This is a genomic window from Sorangium sp. So ce295 (assembly GCF_051527405.1).
GTDB lineage: Bacteria > Myxococcota_A > Polyangia > Polyangiales > Polyangiaceae > Sorangium > Sorangium cellulosum_B.
The window spans coordinates 3,911,321-3,931,902 of record NZ_CP150324.1 but is presented as its reverse complement, the minus strand read 5'-3'; the positions used below and the strand labels follow the sequence as shown (position 1 = coordinate 3,931,902).

General features: G+C 70.9%; 10 protein-coding genes. 7 read left to right on the top strand and 3 right to left on the bottom strand.

Annotation, left to right across the window (positions count from 1 at the left end; genetic code table 11):
• The first annotated feature begins 6 nt into the window (after positions 1-6).
• From WMF11_RS15010 to WMF11_RS14985, 6 genes are all read left to right on the top strand, one after another.
• On the top strand, positions 7-7,002 hold the full coding sequence (locus tag WMF11_RS15010; RefSeq protein WP_437977935.1) for a pentapeptide repeat-containing protein: 6,996 nt from the start codon (positions 7-9) through the stop codon (positions 7,000-7,002).
• Entirely contained in the window at positions 6,999-8,951 is a 1,953-nt protein-coding gene (locus WMF11_RS15005) for a metallophosphoesterase (protein ID WP_437977934.1), read from the top strand. The genes WMF11_RS15010 and WMF11_RS15005 overlap by 4 nt, the downstream gene beginning before the upstream one ends.
• Before the next feature lie 168 nt (positions 8,952-9,119).
• Positions 9,120-9,602, top strand: coding sequence for a CoA-binding protein (locus WMF11_RS15000; RefSeq protein ID WP_437909058.1), 483 nt, complete (start codon positions 9,120-9,122; stop codon positions 9,600-9,602).
• A complete protein-coding gene (locus tag WMF11_RS14995) occupies positions 9,599-10,312 on the top strand; it encodes a formylglycine-generating enzyme family protein (RefSeq protein ID WP_437909057.1) in 714 nt (237 codons plus the stop codon). The genes WMF11_RS15000 and WMF11_RS14995 overlap by 4 nt, the downstream gene beginning before the upstream one ends.
• Before the next feature lie 213 nt (positions 10,313-10,525).
• Complete coding sequence (locus WMF11_RS14990; RefSeq protein ID WP_437977933.1) at positions 10,526-12,691, top strand: SBBP repeat-containing protein; 2,166 nt, start codon at positions 10,526-10,528, stop codon at positions 12,689-12,691.
• A 351-nt stretch (positions 12,692-13,042) separates the two neighbouring features.
• Entirely contained in the window at positions 13,043-14,410 is a 1,368-nt protein-coding gene (locus tag WMF11_RS14985; protein ID WP_437977932.1) for an MFS transporter, read from the top strand.
• A gap of 166 nt (positions 14,411-14,576) precedes the next feature.
• Here WMF11_RS14985 and WMF11_RS14980 read toward each other — a convergent pair whose 3' ends face one another.
• Together WMF11_RS14980 and WMF11_RS14975 are read right to left on the bottom strand one after the other, a co-directional pair.
• Positions 14,577-15,698, bottom strand: coding sequence for a hypothetical protein (locus WMF11_RS14980; protein ID WP_437977931.1), 1,122 nt, complete (start codon positions 15,696-15,698; stop codon positions 14,577-14,579).
• A gap of 180 nt (positions 15,699-15,878) precedes the next feature.
• A complete protein-coding gene (locus WMF11_RS14975) occupies positions 15,879-17,981 on the bottom strand; it encodes a hybrid sensor histidine kinase/response regulator (protein WP_437977930.1) in 2,103 nt (700 codons plus the stop codon).
• A gap of 182 nt (positions 17,982-18,163) precedes the next feature.
• Between WMF11_RS14975 and WMF11_RS14970 the strand changes: the two genes are divergently transcribed.
• Positions 18,164-20,077, top strand: a complete 1,914-nt coding sequence (locus tag WMF11_RS14970; RefSeq protein ID WP_437977929.1) for a PAS domain S-box protein — start codon at positions 18,164-18,166, stop codon at positions 20,075-20,077.
• Here the strand turns inward: WMF11_RS14970 and WMF11_RS14965 are convergent, their stop codons facing one another.
• Positions 20,078-20,575 carry a response regulator gene (locus WMF11_RS14965; RefSeq protein ID WP_437977928.1) on the bottom strand — a complete coding sequence of 166 codons (498 nt, stop codon included), beginning with the start codon at positions 20,573-20,575 and terminating at the stop codon, positions 20,078-20,080.
• Positions 20,576-20,582: the final 7 nt, after the last annotated feature.

Sequence of the window (20,582 nt, the reverse complement as noted above, 5' to 3'; positions counted from 1 at the left end):
GATCGAGTGCAGAAGGCGGCAGAGGGGTCGACGTACACGCGGGTTGCCGTCGTGCAGCTCGCCTATCATCCGGCGATCGTCCTGGATCGACGATCGCCGCTCGAGGATCCGCTGTTCGATCCCAGGGTGGCGTCGGACTCGCTCGCGCCGTCGCGGGGCGAGGTGCCGGAGGCGATCAAGCCGAAGCTCGACGCGCTCCGGCGGCGCATCCGGGAGGCGTACGACGCGCAGCTCCTCGCGCGGGTGAGGGCGGTGCTCGCCGCGTGCCGCGAGTACGGCGCGAGGATCGCGGTGCTCCCCGAGTACAGCGTCCCGTGGGAGATCCTCGAGGGCGTCGCCGAGGCCGCGGGCGATATGGTCGTCGTGGCCGGGACGCACACGGTCGACCGGGCAGCACGGCGATCCGGGGTGTACGAGCGGCTCGGTGCGGCCGCGCTCCCCGCGGTCGGACAGTCGGTGTGCCCGGTGCTCCACGGCGGCAGGTTGCTCGGCCTGCAGGCGAAGCTGAGCCCGTCGATCTCGGAGCGGAGCTCGATGCGCGCGGGCGAGGCCTGGGCGCCTATTGAGATGCCGGACGGCCTTCCGGGGCCCATGGGCGTGATGGTCTATCTGGATTTCCTGCTTCGAGAGGGCCAACCGCCCCCTCGTCTCGTCGCGGAGCGGCTCGGGGCTTGCCGCTTTCTCGCGGTGCCGAGCCTGACGCCGCACCACACGCAGACGGAGCTCGCGGGCAAGTTGTGGGCGTGGGAGGAGGCGCGCCAGTACGGGCGGCCGGTGCTCTATTGCGACGGCGCAGAGGGCGGCGGCACATCGGTGTACGTCGACGAGGACCAGGAGCATGAGCTGCGGCGGTTCCCTGATCGCGCGGGGTATCTCGAGGCGGGCGATGAAGGGGTGATCGTCGCGGACGTCGACCTCGGTCACGACCGGGCTGGGGCGTCGACGCGGGATGCGGCGCCTCGGCCGGTGGTGCCGATCGCGGAGGCGACGCTCGTGTACCGGGGGCATCCCGCCGGGGAGGCCTATGCGCGATGGCTCGACGGGGCGCGGGAGCTGCTCGCGCGGGACGACGACGAGGCGCTGGAGGCGCTCGTCGCGCGGCTCGAGGACGCGCGCGACGTGCTGCTGAATGCGGGCGCGCTCTCCGGGGCCACGGCGCGGGGGAGGCGGCTCAGGCGGCTGTACGGCGAGCTCGACAGGGTGACGAGCGTCGAGCAGCTACGGCAGTTCACGCGGGAGGTGGTGGTCCCGGCGGAGGTGCTGCCGCTCGCGGCGCTGCGGGCGGCGACGGCCGGCGCTGCCGCCGACGTGGTGTTCGGGTGGATGGCGCAGCGCGAGGCGCGGGAGGCCGGGTTCGGCGAGGTCGAGGCGCGGCTCCGGAAGGCGGTGGACGCGACGCGGGGGGTCGGCGAGTGGACGAGCGACGGGGTAGCGGCGCTCGGGGCCGTGGCGCAGGCGGTGCGGGGCCCGCGCGAGGTCGACGAGAGCAGGCAGGACGAGAGGCCGGCGCCGGATGTGCGGGTGGTGCTGCCGGGAGGGCTCGACCCGGCGGCGCTCGGGACGAAGCGGGTCGGGGGGTGGGTCCTCGCGTTTCAGAGGCGACCCGCTGACCTGATCGATGTCGTCAAGGATCGCCTCCGGCGCGCGGCGGTGGCTGACGCTGAAGCGCGGCGGCCCGTCGAGGAGCTGGACGAGCACGGGCACGTCCTACGGTTCTCGGAGCATCAGATTAACGCGGCAGAGGACCTTCGCCTGCTCGCGACGGCGGAGGGGAGACAGCGTGTCGCGACCGTTGGTGTCTCGTCGGAGAACCAGAGTGTTCCACCCGCGATCCTGATCGCATCGTCCCGAGACGAGGGGTGGGCCCTGTGGACCGACGGCGGCGAGGGATCCGTCGGTGGTCGCTCGGACGGACTGCTCACCGCGCTCGCCGAGACCGGGCTTTCGGGCGCCGTCTTCGACGAGGTCCCACCGAACGTGCGGCGGGACCGGATCGCGGGCCTCTTGCCCCGCTTCGGCGGGGCGCGCGCCGTGATCGCGGCGCTCCGCGACCAGCGGCTGCGCGAGGTCGACGGCAGGTTCGTGGAGGCCGACGCCCGTGTCGACGGCGGAGCGCCCACACCGATACTCGGCGCCCTCGACGCATGGCTGTCGTCGGGCGAGCCGACGGCCCTCGTCCTCGGCGAGTTCGGGCTGGGGAAATCGACCGCGCTCGCTGTGTGGGCCGACAGGCGCTGGGAATCCGTGGCGACGCCGCTGCCCCTCCTCGTGAACCTCGCCGGCGCGTCCCCGTCGGCGAGCGCAGAGCAGCTCCTGCTCCAGGCCGCCCGGCTCGAGGATGTTCCCGAGAACCGCGCTGCCGTGCGCCTCCTCACCCGGCATCGCCTGCTCATCCCCTGCTTCGACGGCTTCGACGAGATGGCGACGCGCCTCGAGGCCGCGGAGCTCGCAGGCCGGCTCTCCGGGCTGCTCGAGATCGCGGCAGGCGGAGGAAAGGTGATCGTCTCCTCGCGGGACAACTACTTCCCCAGCCAGGCGCACCTCACGACGACGACCGAGAGCGCGCTCTCGCAGGCGCTCGGCGCGCCGGCGGGGATCCGGCGCGTCGTGGTCCAGCCGTTCACCGACGATCACGTGCGCGATCTCGTGCGGCAAATCCGCGGCGAGGGCGGCGCCGCGGCGGCGCTCTCGCGCATCGCCAGGATCTACGACCTCAAGGACCTGGTGCACCGGCCGCTGCTGCTCGGGATGGTGCTGGCCACGCTGGACGACCTCTCGCCCGGCGCCCAGGTCGGCCGGGCGGACCTCTACGAGGCGTACCTGAAGCGATGGCTCGACAACACGCAGAAGGACGACCCGGAATGTTTCACGGACGAGCAGAAGAAGGAGTTCGCAGAGGCGCTCGCCGAGCAGCTCTGGCGGTCTGGAAAGGCGACCTGCACGTGGCAGGAGCTCCAGAGCTCGGTCCGCGCTCGCCTCTTCCCGCTCCTGCCCGAGGGCATGCCGCCGGGCGCGGCGTTCCTGGAGATCCAGGGCGGAGCGTTCTTCGTCCACGAGGGCGAGGACGGGTATCGCTTCGCGCACAAGTCGTTCCTCGAGTACTTCCTCGCCCGCGCGTTGGTCGCGACGCTGCCTGAGCGGCCAGAGGAGGCGCTCCGGACGAGGCCGATAACGCAGGAGGTCGCGGCGTTCGTCGGAGAGATCCTGAGGACGGACGGGGAGCCGAGGCGCGCGAGCGCGGTCCGCGCGGTCCAGTCGTTCCTGGCGGAGGATCGGCGGCCGCTCCAGCAACCCGGTGAGGCCGCCGAGAACGCCCTCCGGCTGCTGCTCGGCCTCTCTCGATGGGCAGGTGATGCGGCGGACTGGATCCCGGGCGGCGCGGATCTCCGCGGGGCGCAGTTCGCCGGCGAGGATCTTCGCGGGGCGCGCCTCGCCGGCGCGAAGCTGGAGGGCGCGAACCTCGCCGGCGCCGATCTCTCCGGAGCGGATCTGACGGGCGCCGTGCTGAGCGGAGCCACGCTGTCGGGCGCGAAGCTCGACGGAGCGCTCCTCCGACGCGTGATCGCGCATCGCGCAGACTTCACCCAGGCCGAGGCAAACGGTGCCGTGGTCGAGGCGGCGGACCTCACGGGCGCGGTCTTCCGGCAGTCGACCTGGACAGGAGGCCTCTGGAAGGACGTGCGAGCCGAGGGCGCGGACGTGAGCGCATGGCTGGCTGCGGGAGAGAACGGGCTCATCAAACGCGGGCGCAACCTTGCTCCGGTACCGCCGCTGGTGCAGGCGGAGCTCGTCTCGGGACACACCGCAGCCCTCCATGCGATCGGCTGGGCGCCTGACGGCAAGCGCTTGGCGAGCGCCGGAGACGACGGGACGGTGCGCCTCTGGGACCCGGACACCGGAAACCAGCTCGCTCGCCTCGCAGGACATTCGGGTTCGGTGAGGGCCCTGGCCTGGCACCCCGACGGAAAGCGCCTGGCGAGCGCCGGAGACGACAGGACGGTGCGCCTCTGGGACCTGGGCACCGGAAACCAGCTCGCTCGCCTCGTGGGTCATTCGGCTCGGGTCAGGGCCCTGGCCTGGCATCCCGACGGGAAGCGCCTGGCGAGCGCAGGAAACGACAACACGGTGCGCCTCTGGGACCTGGGCACCGGAAACCAGCTCGCTCGCCTCGTGGGTCATTCAGCTCGGGTCAGGGCCGTGGCCTGGCACCCCGACGGAAAGCGCCTGGCGAGCACAGGATTCGACAACACGGTGCGCCTCTGGGACCCGGACACAGGAAACGAGCTCGCTCGCCTCGTGGGTCATTCGGCTCGGGTCAGGGCCGTTGCCTGGCATCCCGACGGGAAGCGCCTGGCGAGCGCCGGCGACGACAGGACGGTGCGCCTCTGGGACCCGGACACAGGAAACGAGCTCGCTCGCCTCGTGGGTCATTCGGGTTCGGTCAGGGCCGTTGCCTGGCATCCCGACGGAAAGCGCCTGGCGAGCGCCGGAGGCGACAGCACGGTGCACCTCTGGGACCAGGACACAGGAAACGAGCTCGCTCGCTTCGTGGGACACTCGAATTCGATCACGGCCGTTGCCTGGCACTCCGACGGGAAGCGCCTGGCGAGCGCCGGAGGCGACAGCACGGTGCGCCTCTGGGACCTAGCCACCGGAAACGAGCTCGCTCGCCTCGTGGGTCATTCGGGTTCGGTCAGAGCCGTGGCCTGGCATCCCGACGGAAAGCGCCTGGCGAGCGCCGGAGGCGACAACACGGTGCACCTCTGGGACCCGGACACAGGAAACGAGCTCGCTCGCTTCGTGGGACATTTGAATTCGGTCACGGCCGTGGCCTGGCATCCCGACGGGAAGCGCCTGGCGAGTGCCGGAGGCGACAACACAGTGCGCCTCTGGGACCTGGGCACTGGCAACAAGCTCGCTCGCCTCGGGGGACATTCGAGTTTGGTCACCGCCGTGGCATGGCATCCCGGCGGAAAGCGCCTGGCGAGCACAGGATTCGACAACACGGTGCGCCTCTGGGACCCGGACACAGGAAACGAGCTCGCTCGCCTCGTGGGTCATTCGGCTCGGGTCAGGGCCGTTGCCTGGCATCCCGACGGAAAGCGCCTGGCGAGCGCGGGAGGCGACAACACCGTGCGCCTCTGGGACCCGGACACAGGAAACGAGCTCGCTCGCCTCGTGGGACACTCGAATTCGGTCACGGCCGTTGGCTGGCATCCCGACGGGAAACGCCTGGCGAGCGGAGGAGACAACACGGTACGCCTCTGGGACCCGGACACAGGAAACGAGCTCGCTCGCCTCGTGGGACACTCCGCTGCGGTCGTGGCTGTTGCCTGGCAACCTGACGGAAAGCGCCTGGCGAGCGCGGGAGACGACAGGACGGTGCGCCTCTGGGACCCGGACACAGGAAACGAGCTCGCTCGCCTCGTGGGTCATTCGTCCCGTATCCGAGCGATTGCTTGGCGCCCTGACGGAAAGCGCGTGGCGAGCGCCGGGGACGATTCAGTACGGATCTGGAATGCCTTCGACGGCAAGCTCCTCGCCTCGTTCGAGTCCGCGGGCCTCGCCACCCTCACCCGAACTGCCGGTGGCTTCTGCCTGTTCGATGGTACCCAGCCCGACCGCGCCCGCCTCGCCCTCCGGCACCCCGACGCGACGACCACGCTTTACCTTCCCCTCGCCGGCTTCCGCGACGTACTCCACCGCCCCGACAAGGTGAAGGCGGCGCTCGCCGGGGATCTCAGCGGCGACAACCTCGAAGAGGAGCTCGCCAGGCACGGCTACGCGGGCGGCATCCCCTGGGATGGCGAAGCGCACGTCATCAAGGCTGGCCCCGCGGCCCCCGGCCCCATCGCCGCTGTCCCCGCGACGGCCACCCCTGCGCCAGCGCTCACCGCTCCTGCGCTCGCCGCCGCTGCCTCCGCAACCACCGTCCCCGCGCCCGCGCAGGCGCCTGCCATCCGCGAGATCGCTCTCGAATCCCCCTCCCTCCCCGCCGGCGCCCTCCCCAACCCCTTCCGCCCCGGCCCCGCCCTCACCGACGCTTCCGCCCTTCCCGGCCGCGCCCCCGTCCTCGCGGAGCTCCTCGCCCTCATCGACAGCCGCAGCCCCGCGGTGCTCCGCGGCCCGCGCCGCTCGGGCAAGACATCCATCCTCCACCACCTCGCCGCGCGCCTCTCCCCTGCCCGCGCCGTCCACCACCGCTCTCTCGAGGGCCGCGCCTCTCCCCTTCGCACCGCCGACGATCTCGCCGTCTTCCTCGACCCCTCTCTCCAGTCCGACGTCACCCCCGCGCTCACCCTCCGCGACCGCCTCTCCAGCGCCGGGAACGCCGTCCTGCTCCTCGACGAGGTCGCCAATCTCCACCAGGCCGACGCCACCGTCTTCGCCTGGCTCCGCGCCGTCGGCCAGGAGAGGACCAGCGTGGTCCTCGTCGGCTCGCACTGGGACTGGGTCACCATCGTCGAGCACGCCTTCGCCGCCGCCCCGGGCTCCTCGTTCGGCAACGACGTCACCCCCATCAACCTCGGTCCGCTCTCCGAGGCCGACGCGATCCGCTTCCTCGTCAACACCGCTCCTCCCGACGTCGCGGTGGAGGCCGAGCGCACAGCCCGCTGGATCGTCGAGCTCTGCGGCCCGTGGCCCTTCTATCTCCAGGTGATGGGTTATGCCCTCGTCCAGGCCGTCCGCGCAGGCCAGCGCCGCGCCCTGGTCGAGCGCGCCGGCGTGCGCGAGCTCTACGAGCAGCGCCTCCTGCTCGACCGCGACGCGGCCTTCTTCCGCCCGCGCTGGGCCGAGCTGCCCCAGCGCGCGCGCGCCGTGCTGGGCGCCCTCCGCGGCGCGCCCGACGCGGCGCTGCCTGAGGTGCGCAGGCTGCCTTCCGAGGACGTCGCCATCCTCTGCGACGCGGGCCTCTGCGACGCATTCGGGGCGTGGCTCGCGGATCCGCCGTTCTTCGACTGGATTCGACGGATCGCCACACCGACAGGGAGGGAGTCATGACGCGCGCGTTCGACGTGAGGAGAGCCTACGCGCCGGAACGCGATGTCCGCGATCACAGCCACCTCCTGGATCTCTTGCAGTCCTTGCCGGTGAACGGCGTGATATGGCCGCTCGTCGGCGCGCGCAGGGCCGGGAAGACGTGGACGCTCAAGGCGCTCGAGCACCACCTCGGCCTCGCCGACAAGACGAGCGTGCGTTACCTCGACCTCCGCAAGTTCGGCCGGACGCTCCCCAGCGTGCCGCCGGGGACAACGCTCCTCCTGGATGAGCCGCAGCTCGCCGGCCAGGGCGGCAGCCCGCGCGACGCGAGCGCCTTCCTGCGCTGGTGCGTCGACCTCTACACGGCCAACACAAGGATCTTCCTGGCGATGAGCCCGGCCGAGTGGATCGCGCTCGAACGCGCGGCCTCCGGCGACGCCGGGCTCGTCTGCTCGCGGGACATGCGCTTCCTCGATCCCCTCACGCACAGCGAGGCGCTCAAGCTCGCCCGCACCGCGGTGTCGAGGGCGCTCCTCCCCGACCTGCCCGCCACCTGGCGCCGGAATCCCTTCCTGCTCGAGCTCGTCTTCGAGCTCGCCGAGCAATCTCCCGCTCTGGCGAACACCCCATGGACGCTCCTGCGAACGGCGCGCGTGAGCAGCGAGCGCATGGAGTTCGCCTATCACCGCGCCGTGTTCGAGGACGGGCTGACCGACGCGCAGCGGGGCGTGCTCCGCGAGATCGCGCGCGGCGCAGCGCCTCGCGACGAGAATGTCGTTCTGCTCGAGCGCTGCGGCCTCGTCCAGCAGCGGGACGGGCGCCCCGTGCTCGCCGATCCGATCCTCGAAGCGAACCTGTGCCCGCTGCGGATCCACCATGTCTCCGACATCCATTTCGGCCCGAAATCCGCCGAGCGCGTCGACGTGAAGGAGAGGAACCCGCACGGCGACACCCTGAAGGGCGGGCTGGGCCCCCCGCGCGTCTGCGATCACTACGTCGAGCACGTCGCCGAGCTCGCCGCGGCCGGCCGCGCGCCGCACCTGCTCGTCGTGTCCGGCGACGTCGCCGAGTGGGCCGACGACGCCCAGTACGCCCAGGCGCGCCTCTGGCTCGATCAGGTCTCCAGGCACCTCGCCAATCACCCTCGCCTCCCGCCCGACGAGCCCAACGTGCTGCTCGTGGGCGGCAATCACGACGTCGACTGGCGGCAGGCGACGGGGCCCGCGCAGGCCGGGACGCAGGCGCGCCACGTGCCTTTCGCGCGGGCGTTCGGCGATCACCCGCGCTGCGCGCGGCCGCCGCTCGAGGAGCCGCCGGCGACGCGGGCGCTCGCGGTGGCGCGGTATGCGGATCTCGGGGTGGAGTTCGCGCTGCTCGGATCGGCGGAGTTCGGCGGCCAGGAGGAGGAGGATCCGGTCCGGGACGAGCTCCTCTCGCTCATCGGCCGCCTGCGCCAAGGCGCCATGGAGGAGCCGGACGCCGAGCGCGCCGCGGCGCTGCGCGACCACGTGGCGCGCATCGACCCCGGCCTGGTCCACAACGCGGATCTCCAGCGCCTGCGCAGGGCGCAGTGGCACGCGCCGATCCGGATCGCGGTCCTGCATCACCCGGTGTCCCCGCTGCCGTCCACCGAGCTCGCCCGCTTCGGCGGCCTGATCAACGCAGGTGAGGTGAAGGACGCGCTGGCGCACAAGGAGTTTTGCCTGGTGCTCCACGGCCACAGCCACACAGGCTGGTTCGGCAAGGAGCAGTGGCCGGAGTGGCACGAGGACTGGACGATCCGAATCGCCGCGGCGCCGTCGCTCTCGAGCCGGGAGGTGCAGGAGCACAACGGCTACAACGAGATCGAGGTAGCGCGCGACGGCGCGGGCGGCGAGGTCGGCTATCAGATCCACGTGAGGCGCATGGTGAGAGAGGGCGCGACCTGGACGCGGCGAGCGTCGATGGGGCCGTTCGCGCCGGGCAAGTAGCGCCGGATCGGCAGAAAAACCGCCAAGGTCGCCAAGGGGAGCGAGGAGGTGCGGTTCCGGCATTTCCCCTCCCATTTCCCTGGTTTCCTGGCGCCCTTGGCGTCATGGCGGCTCGCTTCCCCGTCCGACTTCCCGCCGTAGTGCTACATCTTCTCCACGGCGCAGAAGATGCTCGACGTCCCTCTACTCGGCACCGCGGACATGGAACGGACGCTCAGGAATGCGCGCTCGATCGCGGTGCTGGGGATCAAGCCGGAGAGCCGCCGGGACCTCGATGCGCACCAGATCCCGCTTTACCTCCAGAAGGTCGGCTACCACATCCTCCCGGTTCCGACCCGCTATCCCGAGGCGACCCGGATCCTCGGCGTGCCCGTCCACCGCTGCCTGATCGAGCTTGCCGCGCCCATCGACGTGCTGAACGTCTTCTGCAAACCCGAGGAATTCCTGCTCCACGTCGAGGATGCGCTCGTGCTGCGTCCGCCTCTGGTGTGGTTCCAATCCGGGCTGCTCGAGCTCTCGGCGGCGCGCAGGCTGCTCGACGCCGGGATTCCGGTCGCGGAGGATTGTATCGGCTGCCGGCGCGCGTCGATGTGGCCTTCCATCGAGCCATTCGAGGCACAACGCTCGGCGGCGAGCTCCCGGACGCCATGAAAACAGCCCCACGCTCGACGCCCTCCGGCCTCGTGTGGATCCCTGGCGGCACCTTCACGATGGGCCAAGCGCCGATCTTCGAATCCGAGGCGCCGAACCCGCCGCATCCCGTCGAGCTGTCGCCGTTCTGGATCGGCGCTCACCCGGTCACCCGCGCCGAATACAACGCCTTCGCGGAGGCGACGGGCGCCGCGGCGCCGCCCTCCGCGGGCCGGCCAGAGCTCGACGCGCCCGACCGGCCCGTGGTGAACGTGAGTTACGCGGAAGCCCTGCGGTATTGCGCCTGGGCCGGGGGGACCTTGCCCACGGAGGCGCAATGGGAGCTCGCCGCGCGCGGGTTCGATGGGCGGCGCTATCCCTGGGGAGACGACCCCCCGGACGAACGACGCGCCTGCTTCGCCGAGGACTGGAATCGCGGCGGGCCGAGCCCGACAGGCGCGCACCCGGCCGGCGCGAGCCCTTTTGGTTGTCACGACATGGCCGGCAATGTCTGGAGCTGGTGCCTGGACGCGTTTCGCGCGGACGCGCACCTCGAACGAACGCGCCTCGGCCGCGATCCGTGCGTGGGCGGCGCGACGCGGGTGCGCCCGCTGCGAGGCGGGTGCTGGCGCAGCATCGAGAGCAGGCTCCAGTCCGCGTACCGCAACTGGAGCCACGAGGTCGCGCGACATACCACGATCGGCTTTCGCCTCTGTGTCTCGACTGTCTGACGCGAAGGCCGTCAAGACGAGGGCAGATCGCGTGAAGCCGGCGGGCGCGATCCTCCGCGGGTCCACGGCACGCTCGTGCCGTCCGCGTGGCAACGCCCTCATCCTGCCGTGGGCCCCGGCTGGCGCCTGGCATGCCCTGGGTCAGGTCGTATCCTTCATCCCCGCCTCTCCCGGCCGCGGCCGTACGACGCATGGCGGGAAGGGGGAACGTTGATGACGATCCTGAGGACTGCATTGCTTCTCGGCGGGGCGCTCGGCCTCTCGTCCTGCGATCACGCGGCGCCAGGACGCATGGACGGCGAAGCGCCCGCCGCTCCGGACGACAGCGCGGCCGGGCCGCAGGCGACGCTGGTCGAGCCTGCGCTCCATTTCATCGAGAGCCGAGGGTCGGCGGAGTCCGCCTCGGGCTATCACGTCCAGGGGCGAGACAAGGCCGTTCACCTCGGGCCCGACGGCATCACCTTCGTCCTGGCCGGCGCCCCGGAGGCCTCGCTCCCCCGCTGGGCGGTGAGGCTCGAGTTCGAGGGCCATCGAGCCGGCGTCGTGCCCGAGGGGAAGGATCCCACCGGCGCGGTCGTCAGCTATTTCGCGGGCCCCCGCGAGCAGTGGAGGACCGGCCTCCCGACCTATGCCGCGGTGGTTTACGAGGACCTCTGGCCCGGCGTCGATCTCGAGATCTCCGGCACGGCCCGCGCGCTGAAATACCAGCTCGTGGTCGCGCCGGGGGCCGATCCGGCGCAGATCCGGCTCACCTACCGGGGCGCGAGCGCCGTGCGCCTGACCGAGGGCGGGCAGATCGAGATCTCCACGCCGGCGGGCAGCTTCACCGACGACGCGCCCCTGTCCTTCCAGGACACCCCGGAGGGCCGCGTGGCGGTGTCGAGCGCGTACGCCCTCGAGGCACCCGCGCCGGACGGGGCGCAGACCTATGGGCTCCGCCTGGGCGCCTACGACCCGACCCTGCCGCTGGTGATCGATCCGGCCGTGCTGATCACCTGCGGCTTCATCGGTGGATCCAGCTCGGACGACGGCGAGGACATCGCGGTGGACCTGGCCGGCAACGCGTATGTCACCGGCTCGACCACCTCGACCAGGACGACCTTTCCGGACACCGTTGGTCCCGATCTCAAATACAACGGCGGTCAGGACGCCTTCGTCGCCAAGGTGGACCCCCAGGGCGCCCTCGTCTATGCGGGCTATATCGGCGGATCCGGGTTCGAGCTCGGCAGGGGCATCGCGGTGGACTGGGCGGGCCATGCCCACGTGACAGGCATCACGCTGTCCAGCGATTTCCCCGTCGAGATCGGCCCGGACCTGACCTACAACGGCCAGTCCGACGCGTTCATCGTGAAGCTCGACACCTCCGGCAAGGATCTCGTCTACGCCGGCTACATCGGCGGCGCCGGGACCGATCTCGGATTCGACGTCGCCGTGGACAGCTGCGGCGACGCCTACGTGACCGGGAGGGCTGACTCCGACGCATCGACGTTCCCCGCTCAGGTGGGCCCCGATCTCACGCAGAACGGCGGCGCCGACGCCTTCGTCGCCAAGGTCGACGCCTCGGGCGCAGGCTTCGTCTATGTCGGTTATATCGGCGGCAGCGCGCAGGACGAGGCCTTCTCCATCGCCGTGGACTGGGCCGGCGCCGCCTATGTCACCGGCTGGACCTTCTCGGGCGCGGACAGCTTCCCGGTCCAGGTCGGCCCGGATCTCTCCCAGAACGACGGAGGCATCGCCGGCGACGCCTTCGTCGCCAAGGTGAGCCCCGCGGGCACCGGCCTCGAGTACGCCGGCTACATCGGCGGCGCCGGCTCCGACGTCGGCCAGGGCATCGACGTGGACCTCGCTGGCAACGCCTATATCTCCGGGAACACTGCCTCCGACGAGCTGACCTTCCCGGTCAAGATCGGCCCTGACCTGACCTACAACGGCGCCGAGGACGCGTTCGTGGCGAAGGTCAGCCCGTCGGGCGCCGAGCTCGTCTACGCCGGCTATGTCGGGGGCACGAGCCTGGACGGCAGCACGGGGCTCGCGGTCGACCTCGCCGGCCGTGCCTACCTGACGGGCGCGACATCGTCCGCTGATTTTCCCGCCGTCGGGGGGCCCGATCTCACCCACAACGGGGACTTCGACGCCTTCGTGACCAAGATCGACGCCTCCGGCGCGAGCCTCGTCTATTCGGGGTTCATCGGCGGCTCGAGCACGGACGCCGGCAGAGACATCGCGGTGCACTGGCGCGGCGACGCGTTCGTCGCCGGGTTCTCCTATTCGACGGAGGCGACCTTCCCGACCGTGAGCGGCCCCGATCTCACCCACAACGGAGACGCCGACGCCTTCGTCGCGAGGATCAGGCAGACGCGCTTCCTCGCCTCGCCCTGAAGCGCGAACCCCGACGCGCCTCGCGCACGCCTGTCCGCCGATCGCGATGGCTGACCAGCAGGCGCCCTGAGCGCGCCTCGCGCGCCGTGATGGGCACGGCGCGGACATCGACCGGAAACATACGGTCGACAACCCACCTGGGGCATGACATCAACCGGAAACATACGAACGACAACCCACCTGGGGTCCGACATCGACCGGAAACATATGATCTACAACCTATTTTTGGCTCGACATCGACCGGAAACATACGATTTACGATTCATTTACGGTCCTTGTTTTATGAATCCGTCCTGAGGCCTCGATCGCCGCACCGCGAGGTCCTTCAGAACTTGCAACTTACGAGGACCCATGACCCAGGCTACCAAGGCGACCAAGATCGAGCTATTTTCGCTGTCGACTCCAGCGATGCGCGCATTCCACCTGACATGGCTGGCGTTCTTCGCCTGCTTCTTCGCGTGGTTCGCGGTGGCACCGCTGATGCCGGTCATCAAGGGCGAGTTCGGGCTGACCAAGGAGCAGATCGCCAACATCAACATCGCCGCGGTGGGAATCACGGTGGCGGGTCGTCTGGTGATCGGGCCGCTCTGCGACAAGTACGGCCCGCGGGCGACCTACACGTGGTTGCTCGCGCTCGGCGCCATCCCCGTGCTCGGGATCGCGCTCGCGCAGAGCTATGAGGTCTTCCTGTTCTTCAGGCTGCTCATCGGCATGATCGGCGCGAGCTTCGTCATCACGCAGTACCACACGTCCGTCATGTTCGCTCCCAACGTGGTCGGCACCGCGAACGCCGCCAGCGCGGGCTGGGGCAACGCCGGAGGGGGGGTCACGCAGTCGACCATGCCCTGGGTGCTCGCGGCGGTGCTGAGCCTGGGTGTCGCCTCGTCGATCGGCTGGCGCCTCGCGATGGTGGTGCCGGGCGCGCTCATGCTCGTCGTCGCGGTCCTCTACTGGAAGTACACCCAGGACTGCCCGCAAGGAAACTACAAGGACCTTCGCGCGGCGGGCGTCGAGATCGAGGGCGGGAAGAAGGGTGGATGGGCGGTCTTCAAGGCGGCGATGGGCAACTACCGGTCCTGGATGTTGTTCGTCACGTACGGGGCCTGCTTCGGGATCGAGCTCTTCGTGCACAACGTGGCCGCCAGCTACTTCGTGGACCGCTTCAAGCTGGATCTCCAGACCGCAGGCATGGCCGCGGGCAGCTTCGGGCTCCTGGCGCTGTTCGCCCGCGCCGTGGGCGGCATGCTCTCCGATCGGCTGGCGCACCGGAAGGGCCTGGACGCCCGCACGACCCTCCTGTTCGCGCTGATGGTCGGCGAGGGGCTCGGTCTGCTCTGGTTCTCCCGGATGCAGACCGCGGGGATGGCGGTGCTCGCGATGATCGTCTTCGGGCTCTTCACGCACATGGCTTGCGGCGCCACCTACGCGCTCGTGCCCTTCATCGATCGCAAGGCGCTCGGCGGCGTCGCGGGTATCGTGGGCGCGGGCGGCAACGTCGGCGCGGTCGCGGCGGGTTTCCTGCTCAAGGCGGTCGGCGACACCCAGGATTGCTTTGCGGTGCTGGGCTTCGCCGCGCTCGTCTCGTCGGTGTGCGCGATCCTCGTGCGCTTCACGGCCGCCCACAAGGCCAGCGAACAGGCCCTCTACGACAAGGCGCTCGCCGAGCGGCTCGCCCAGAGCGGCGCCCCGGCCCCGGTCGGCCTCGCGCGCGCGAGCTGAGCACTCTCGAGGTGACCGCCGCGAACCATCGAGGGTCTCGCGGCGTCGCCCGCCGGCGGGAGCGCAGGGCGCCTCGTCATCGGCCTCCACGACCCGCAGTCGAGCGCGGAGCCCGCCCGTGAAGGCGCAGGACCTCACCGCACTCGCGGCTGCTGCCCCGGAGGACCTACCACCGCTCCATCTCAAAGTGATCGCGCACGATCCACTGAGGCGTTCCGCAGTCGTGGACGCTGCCCAGCGTGAACCGCTGACCAAAGCCGCGCAGCGCCGCCATCTGCTCGGGTGTCGCGGAGGTGATGTTCGCGAGCAGCCGCAAGCTCGGCAGCCCCTCGCCGCGCAGAAGCGACAGCGCCGCGTCCGCGCCGAGCGGCGTGAAGAATGACATGAGCAGCTCGAGCGACCGATCTCGAGCGTGACTCAACGCGTACGCGGCCGCGTCATCGAAGTCCCCCTCCTCCACGTTCAGCCGCTGCAGCGAGGCCCAGCTCGCGCTCTCCGCCAGGTCACGCCAGAACGCCGGGCCCGCCGGAGTTCCCCACAAGCTCAGCGAGCGCAGCCGTGCCGCCAGCGGCAGACCCGACAGACGCGGCATCATGCTGGCGTCCACCTCACCGCAGCCGAGCGCCAACCGCTCCAGCCGGGGCCAGCATGCGCCCTCGAACAGCGTGCGCAGCGATCCACTCAACACCCGCTCGTTGAAGCCGAGCGACAGGTGCCGCAATCGCGGCCAGGCGCCCGCGCCGTGCAAAGCCTCCAGCCCGGCGTCCCCGATCCGCAGATTCCACAGCCCCAGTTGCTCGAGCTCCTCCTTCGGCAGCACGCGAGCGAACTCCGCCATCAGGGCGTCCCCCTCGAAGCTCGCGCCGCTCGCTTCCAGCACCAGCTGCCGCAGCATCGTCGCCGCGGGGGCTCGCGCCAGCGTCAACGCATCCGCTGCGTCGAGCAAGGCATCGGACAACAGCAGCCGTCGCGGCTTCAACGACTCGAGCGCAGCCAGGCACTCCTCCAGCTCGGCGCGCGGCAATTGCTCGAGCTCCAGCGAGCTCGCGTCCAGCAGCCGTACTCGAGTCAGACGCCACAGGCACGCCGCATGATGCTTCGTCACCCGACGCACCTTGAACAACCCCCACTCGAACTCGCCGTCGACCCCATCCTTGTCGCCCAGCCCCCACGCCCCGCGCAGCTCCTCCCGCGCCCTCCGCCGCGCTTGCCACGCTCCCGCCTCGTCGGCTCTCACGCGCCGCTCCCATTCGATCAGCTCAGCCAGCGGATCACCCGCCGCCGTCAACGTCCCGGCGTACGCGAGCCAGGCCTGCGCATCGGACGGATCACGCCGCAGCGCGGCCTCGAGCTCTCTATCGTTCATCGTTTGCCTCGGCGTCGCCGTGCCTACAATGCCACCTTCACGCGGTCGACGCCAAACCCAGGCGCCCTCGCCACCGGGGGCGCGAGCGCGCAGGGCCGCAGATCAGCGCGAGAGCGGGCTCGCCGAGCTGCGCAGCTCTCGGCGCCCCACAGACAGGGCCTCCATCAGCGCGGTGTCCTCGGCTGGCTTGACGAGGTGCTTGTCGAAGCCCGCCTCTCGCGATCTCCTCCGGTCCTCGTCCTGACCGTAGCCGCTCAGGGCGACGAGGCGCGTCGACGCGAGCGACGGCTCGGCGCGGATGGCGCGGGCCACGTCGTACCCATCCATCCCGCCCGGCAACCCGAGGTCGCACAGGACCACATCCGGAGGGCGCGTCCGGGCCGCCGTCAGGCCGGTCGGGCCGTCGAACGCCGTCTCCACGTCGTAGCCGCTCAGGGTCAAGAGCATCTCGAGGCTCTCGGCCGCGTCGTGGTTGTCCTCGATCACGAGGACGCGGACCCCCTGGCGACTGGCCTCCTCCCCGTCGGAGGCGGCCGACAGGTCCCGGGCGACCGGCGCCGCGAGCGGCAGCCGCAGCGTGAACACCGAGCCTCGGCCGATCCCCTCGCTGTGAGCCGCCACCGTCCCGCCGTGGAGCTCGACGAGCCCCTTCACCAGCGCAAGGCCGAGCCCGAGCCCCCCCTTGCTCCGCGCCAGCCCCTGATCCGCCTGGCTGAACGGATCGAAGATGCGCGCTAGCAGCCCCGGATCCATCCCGACGCCGTTGTCCTCGACCGTGATGACGGCCTGTCCAGACACGCCCCCTTCGCGCCCGGGCGCCCGAGGGCCCGCCTCGACGCGCACCGACACGCGCCCGCCCCCGCTCGCGCCCGCGTCGGTGAACTTGCCGGCGTTCTGCAGCAGATTGCCCAGCATCTGCGCCAGCCGGGTGTCGTCGCCCTCGACCCAGAGCGGCTCGTCCGGCGCGCTCACGCGGAGCGCCACGCCCTCGGCCTCGAGGTTCGCCCGGTAATCCTCGGCGGTCTGGCGGACGATGCCGACGAGATCGCAGCGCGCCTTGCGGAGCTGGATCCGGCCGCGGGCGATGCGGGAGATGTCGAGCAGGTCGTCGATCAGCCGGACCATGTGGGTGACCTGGCGATCGATCACGTCCCGGGCTCGCCGCTGCACGGGATCCGCCGCTCCGACCCTCCGGAGCATCGCGACGGCCGTGCGGACGGGCGCGAGGGGGTTGCGCAGCTCGTGGGCCAGCATGGCCAGGAACTCGTCCTTCCGCCGGTCCGCGTCCCGCAGCGCCTGCTCTGCCAGCTTGAGATCGTGGATGTTGATCGCGATCCCGAACCAGCGGACGATCCGGCCCGAGGCGTCGCGGATGGGCCGCCCGCGCACCTTGAACCACTGGTATCCGCCATCGCGCCACCGGATACGGTACTCCAGGTCATACGGGGCGAGCCCCCCGACCGCGGCGCGCCAGGCGGCGAAGACCCGCTCCCGATCGTCCGGGTGCAGGACCTCGAGCCACCGGTCGCCGAACTGCCGCTCTGCGGGCACGCCGGTGAACTCGACCCATTGCTCGCTGAGGAACTCGCAGTAGCCGTCGGGCCGGGTCGCCCACACCATGCCCGGGATCGATTCGAGGGTCTGACGGTGAAAGAGCTCGCTCTCGCGCAGGGCGGCCTCGGCCCGGTGGCGCTCGGTCAGGTCCAGCATCGAGCCGATCATGCGGGTGGGCTCGCCGCTCACGCTCCGGCCGATGTAGCCGCGGTCGAGGAAGGGCGCGTACGAGCCGTCGCCCCTGCGAAAGCGGTACTCGTCGGTCCAGCTCTCCCCGTTGCCCTCGATCGCTGCGCGGATCCCCTCGGACACCCGCGCCTTGTCCTCCGGGTGGATGCGGTCGTACCAGCCCTCGGGGCCGTCACCGAGCTCCTCCGGCGTGCAGCCAAAGTGCTGGACGACCGCTCCGTTCCAGTAGACCCGGTTCGTCTCCAGATCCCAGTCCCAGATCACGTCGTTCGTGGCGCGGTTGACGAGGCGATACTGCTCCTCGCTCCGCCGGACGGCTGCCTCGGCCTCCAGCCGGGCGGCTTCTGCGCTGGCCGCGCGGTCGCGGGCCTCGCTCTCCCGCAGCGCCACCTCGGCCTGCCCGGCCGCGGTGGCCTCCTCGGCGCGCTGGCGGCCAGCCCCGTCCACCCGTGTGCTCCGCATCGTCCTCGCCCGGAGGTTTGCGTAATGGCGCGCTCGGCGTTTCGCCACCCGCCGGCGCGCTCGTCGCGCCGAGAAACGATGCCGGAGACCGGCGGCGACGCGGGCCCCGCGCGGGCCCCGCCAGCCGACGCGAGATCGTCCGCGCGGTTGCGGCCGCGGCCTCTGGTAACAATGCATAGAGCGTGGCTGCGCTGGGGAAATCCGCGGAAGAAGGCGCCGCCGACGCGCTCAAGCGACAGCTGGCCGAGCTCGGCGGCGCCGAGGCGTTGCTGCAGGCGATCCTGGGCAGCGCATCCGACTGCATCCTGGTGATCTCCCCGGACGGCACGATCCTGCTCTCCGGCCGCGCCCTGCCGAGGGCGAGCTCGGCGAGCCTGCTGCGGACGAGCGTCTACGAGCACATCGCGCCGGAGACGCGCGAGGCGGCCCGCTCCTGCGTCGAGCGCGTCGTGCGGTCGGGGGCGTCCGACAGCTGCGAGTGCACGATCCCCGGCGAGCACGGCCACGCGGCGCGCTACGAGGTGAGGGTCAGCCCCATCCTGTGCGGCGGCCGCGTCGCTACCCTGCTCATGATCTGGGCCGACGTCACGGAGCGGAGGGCGACGGAAGCGGCGCTCCGGAGGAGCGAGGAGCGCTATCGTTCGGTGATCGCCGCCCTCGACGAGGGGATCGTCCTCCAGGACGCGAGCGGCGCGATCCAGGCGTGCAACGCGAGCGCCGAGCGCATCCTCGGCCTCACGTCCGCGGAGATGGCGGGCCGGGAGAGCCGCGATCCCCGCTGGAGGGCCGTCCACGAGGACGGCGCTCCGTTCAACGGCGACCTGCACCCGGCCATCGTGACGCTCCGCACGGGGGCGCCGCAGAAGAACGTGATCATGGGGGTGCACCGGCCGGAGGGCGAGATGGCGTGGATCTCCATCAACTCGCAGCCGTTGCTGCGCCCGAGCGAGTCCATCCCGTACGCGGTGGTCACGTCGTTCCACGACATCACGGAGCGCAAGCGGTCCGAGGAGGAGCTGAGGAGGAGCGAGGAGCGCTTTCGCGCCACCTTCAACCAGGCCGCGGTCGGCATCGGCCAGGTGTCGGTCGAGGGCCGGTGGCTCCGGATGAACGAGAAATTCTGCGATATCGTGGGCTACTCCCATGCAGAGCTGACCGATCTCACGTTCCAGCAGATCACCTATCCGCCGGATCTGCCCACCGATGTCGAGAACGTGCGCCGCATCCTGTCGGGGGAGGTCCAGACGGCCTCGCGGGAGAAGCGTTATGTCCGGAAGGGCGGCGAGCTGGTCTGGGTGAAGGTCACGGTCTCGCTGGTCCGTCACGCCTCCGGGGCGCCTGCCTACTTCGTCGTCATCGCGGAGGACATCACCGACCGGAAGCACGTCGAGGAGACGCGCCAGGAGTTCTTGACCATCGCGTCGCACGAGCTCAAGACGCCCCTTACCCCGGTGATGCTCCGGGTGCAGGCGCTCCTTCGCATGTACCGGAGGGCCGGCGGGCCGCCGCCGGCCGCCGAGGAGGTGATCCCGAAGCTCGAGGCCGTGGAGGCGCTGCTCGACAGGCTGAACCGGCTCGTCGAGGAGCTCCTCGACATCTCGCAGATCACGGCGGCGCCGATGACGGTGGCGCCGGAGGAGGTCGACCTCAGCGCGCTCCTCCGGGACCTCCTGCATGAGCACGCGGCGCTGCTCCGGCGCGCGGCGTGCCCGGTCACCGTCGACGCGCCGAGCGCCCTCCACGGCCACTGGGACCCGGTGCGGCTCGAGCAGATCATCACCAACCTGCTCTCCAACGCGTCCAAGTACGGCGGCGGCAAGCCCGTCGACGTGGCGCTCGAGGCGTCCGGCGACATGGCGCGCCTCACCGTCCGCGACCGGGGGATCGGCATCGCGGCGGCCGATCACGAGCGGATCTTCCGCTGCTTCCAGCGGGCGACGACGTCGCGCCATTACAGCGGGTTCGGGCTCGGCCTCTGGATCGTGCGCGAGGCGGCGGAGGCGATGGGCGGGGCGGTCCGCGTGGAGAGCCGCCTGGGCGAGGGCGCGAGGTTCACGGTCGAGCTGCCGCGCGCGCGGCGGCACGCCGGCGGCTGATCAGCTCGCGTCGGGGGGCATGATCCCGCGCACGAGCTTCTGCGCGCTCGCCATGCTGGAGACCAGGCTGTAATGCTGGACGGCCTTCTCGACGGCCGCGATGAGCCCCGACACGTCGCCATTCTTGTCGAAATAGCCGAACGCCTTGTGGGTCGAGAGCAGGTCTTGCTTCTCCAGGATGTCCTGGAACGCTGTGTAGAAGATGATCGGCACCTTCGGGAACAGCGCCTTGATCTTCAGGTAGGCAGTGAGCCCGTCGATGCCCGGCATGCGGATATCCAGGATGACCAGGCTGACCATCTCCGTCATGGCGGCGATGCCCTCCTGCGCGCTCGCGTACAGGCGCACGTCGTAATCACGCCGCAGCGTGAACTCGAGCGCGGACCGCATCCGCGGGTCGTCGTCGATCACGACCACGATCGCCCGCTCCTTGTCGGGCGCCTCCGGCGCCACGTCCGAAGCTTCGCGGAAGCGCCTGGTGAATTTCGCCGATGTCATCTTGGCG

Excerpts from the sequence above, each read along its gene's own strand:
- WMF11_RS15005 (WP_437977934.1), top strand. The coding sequence starts at position 6,999 with ATGACGCGCGCGTTCGACGTGAGGAGAGCCTACGCGCCGGAACGCGAT.
- WMF11_RS15000 (WP_437909058.1), top strand. The coding sequence starts at position 9,120 with ATGCTCGACGTCCCTCTACTCGGCACCGCGGACATGGAACGGACGCTC.
- WMF11_RS14995 (WP_437909057.1), top strand. The coding sequence starts at position 9,599 with ATGAAAACAGCCCCACGCTCGACGCCCTCCGGCCTCGTGTGGATCCCT.
- WMF11_RS14990 (WP_437977933.1), top strand. The coding sequence starts at position 10,526 with ATGACGATCCTGAGGACTGCATTGCTTCTCGGCGGGGCGCTCGGCCTC.
- WMF11_RS14985 (WP_437977932.1), top strand. The coding sequence starts at position 13,043 with ATGACCCAGGCTACCAAGGCGACCAAGATCGAGCTATTTTCGCTGTCG.
- WMF11_RS14975 (WP_437977930.1), bottom strand. The coding sequence starts at position 17,981 with ATGCGGAGCACACGGGTGGACGGGGCTGGCCGCCAGCGCGCCGAGGAG.
- WMF11_RS14965 (WP_437977928.1), bottom strand. The coding sequence starts at position 20,575 with ATGACATCGGCGAAATTCACCAGGCGCTTCCGCGAAGCTTCGGACGTG.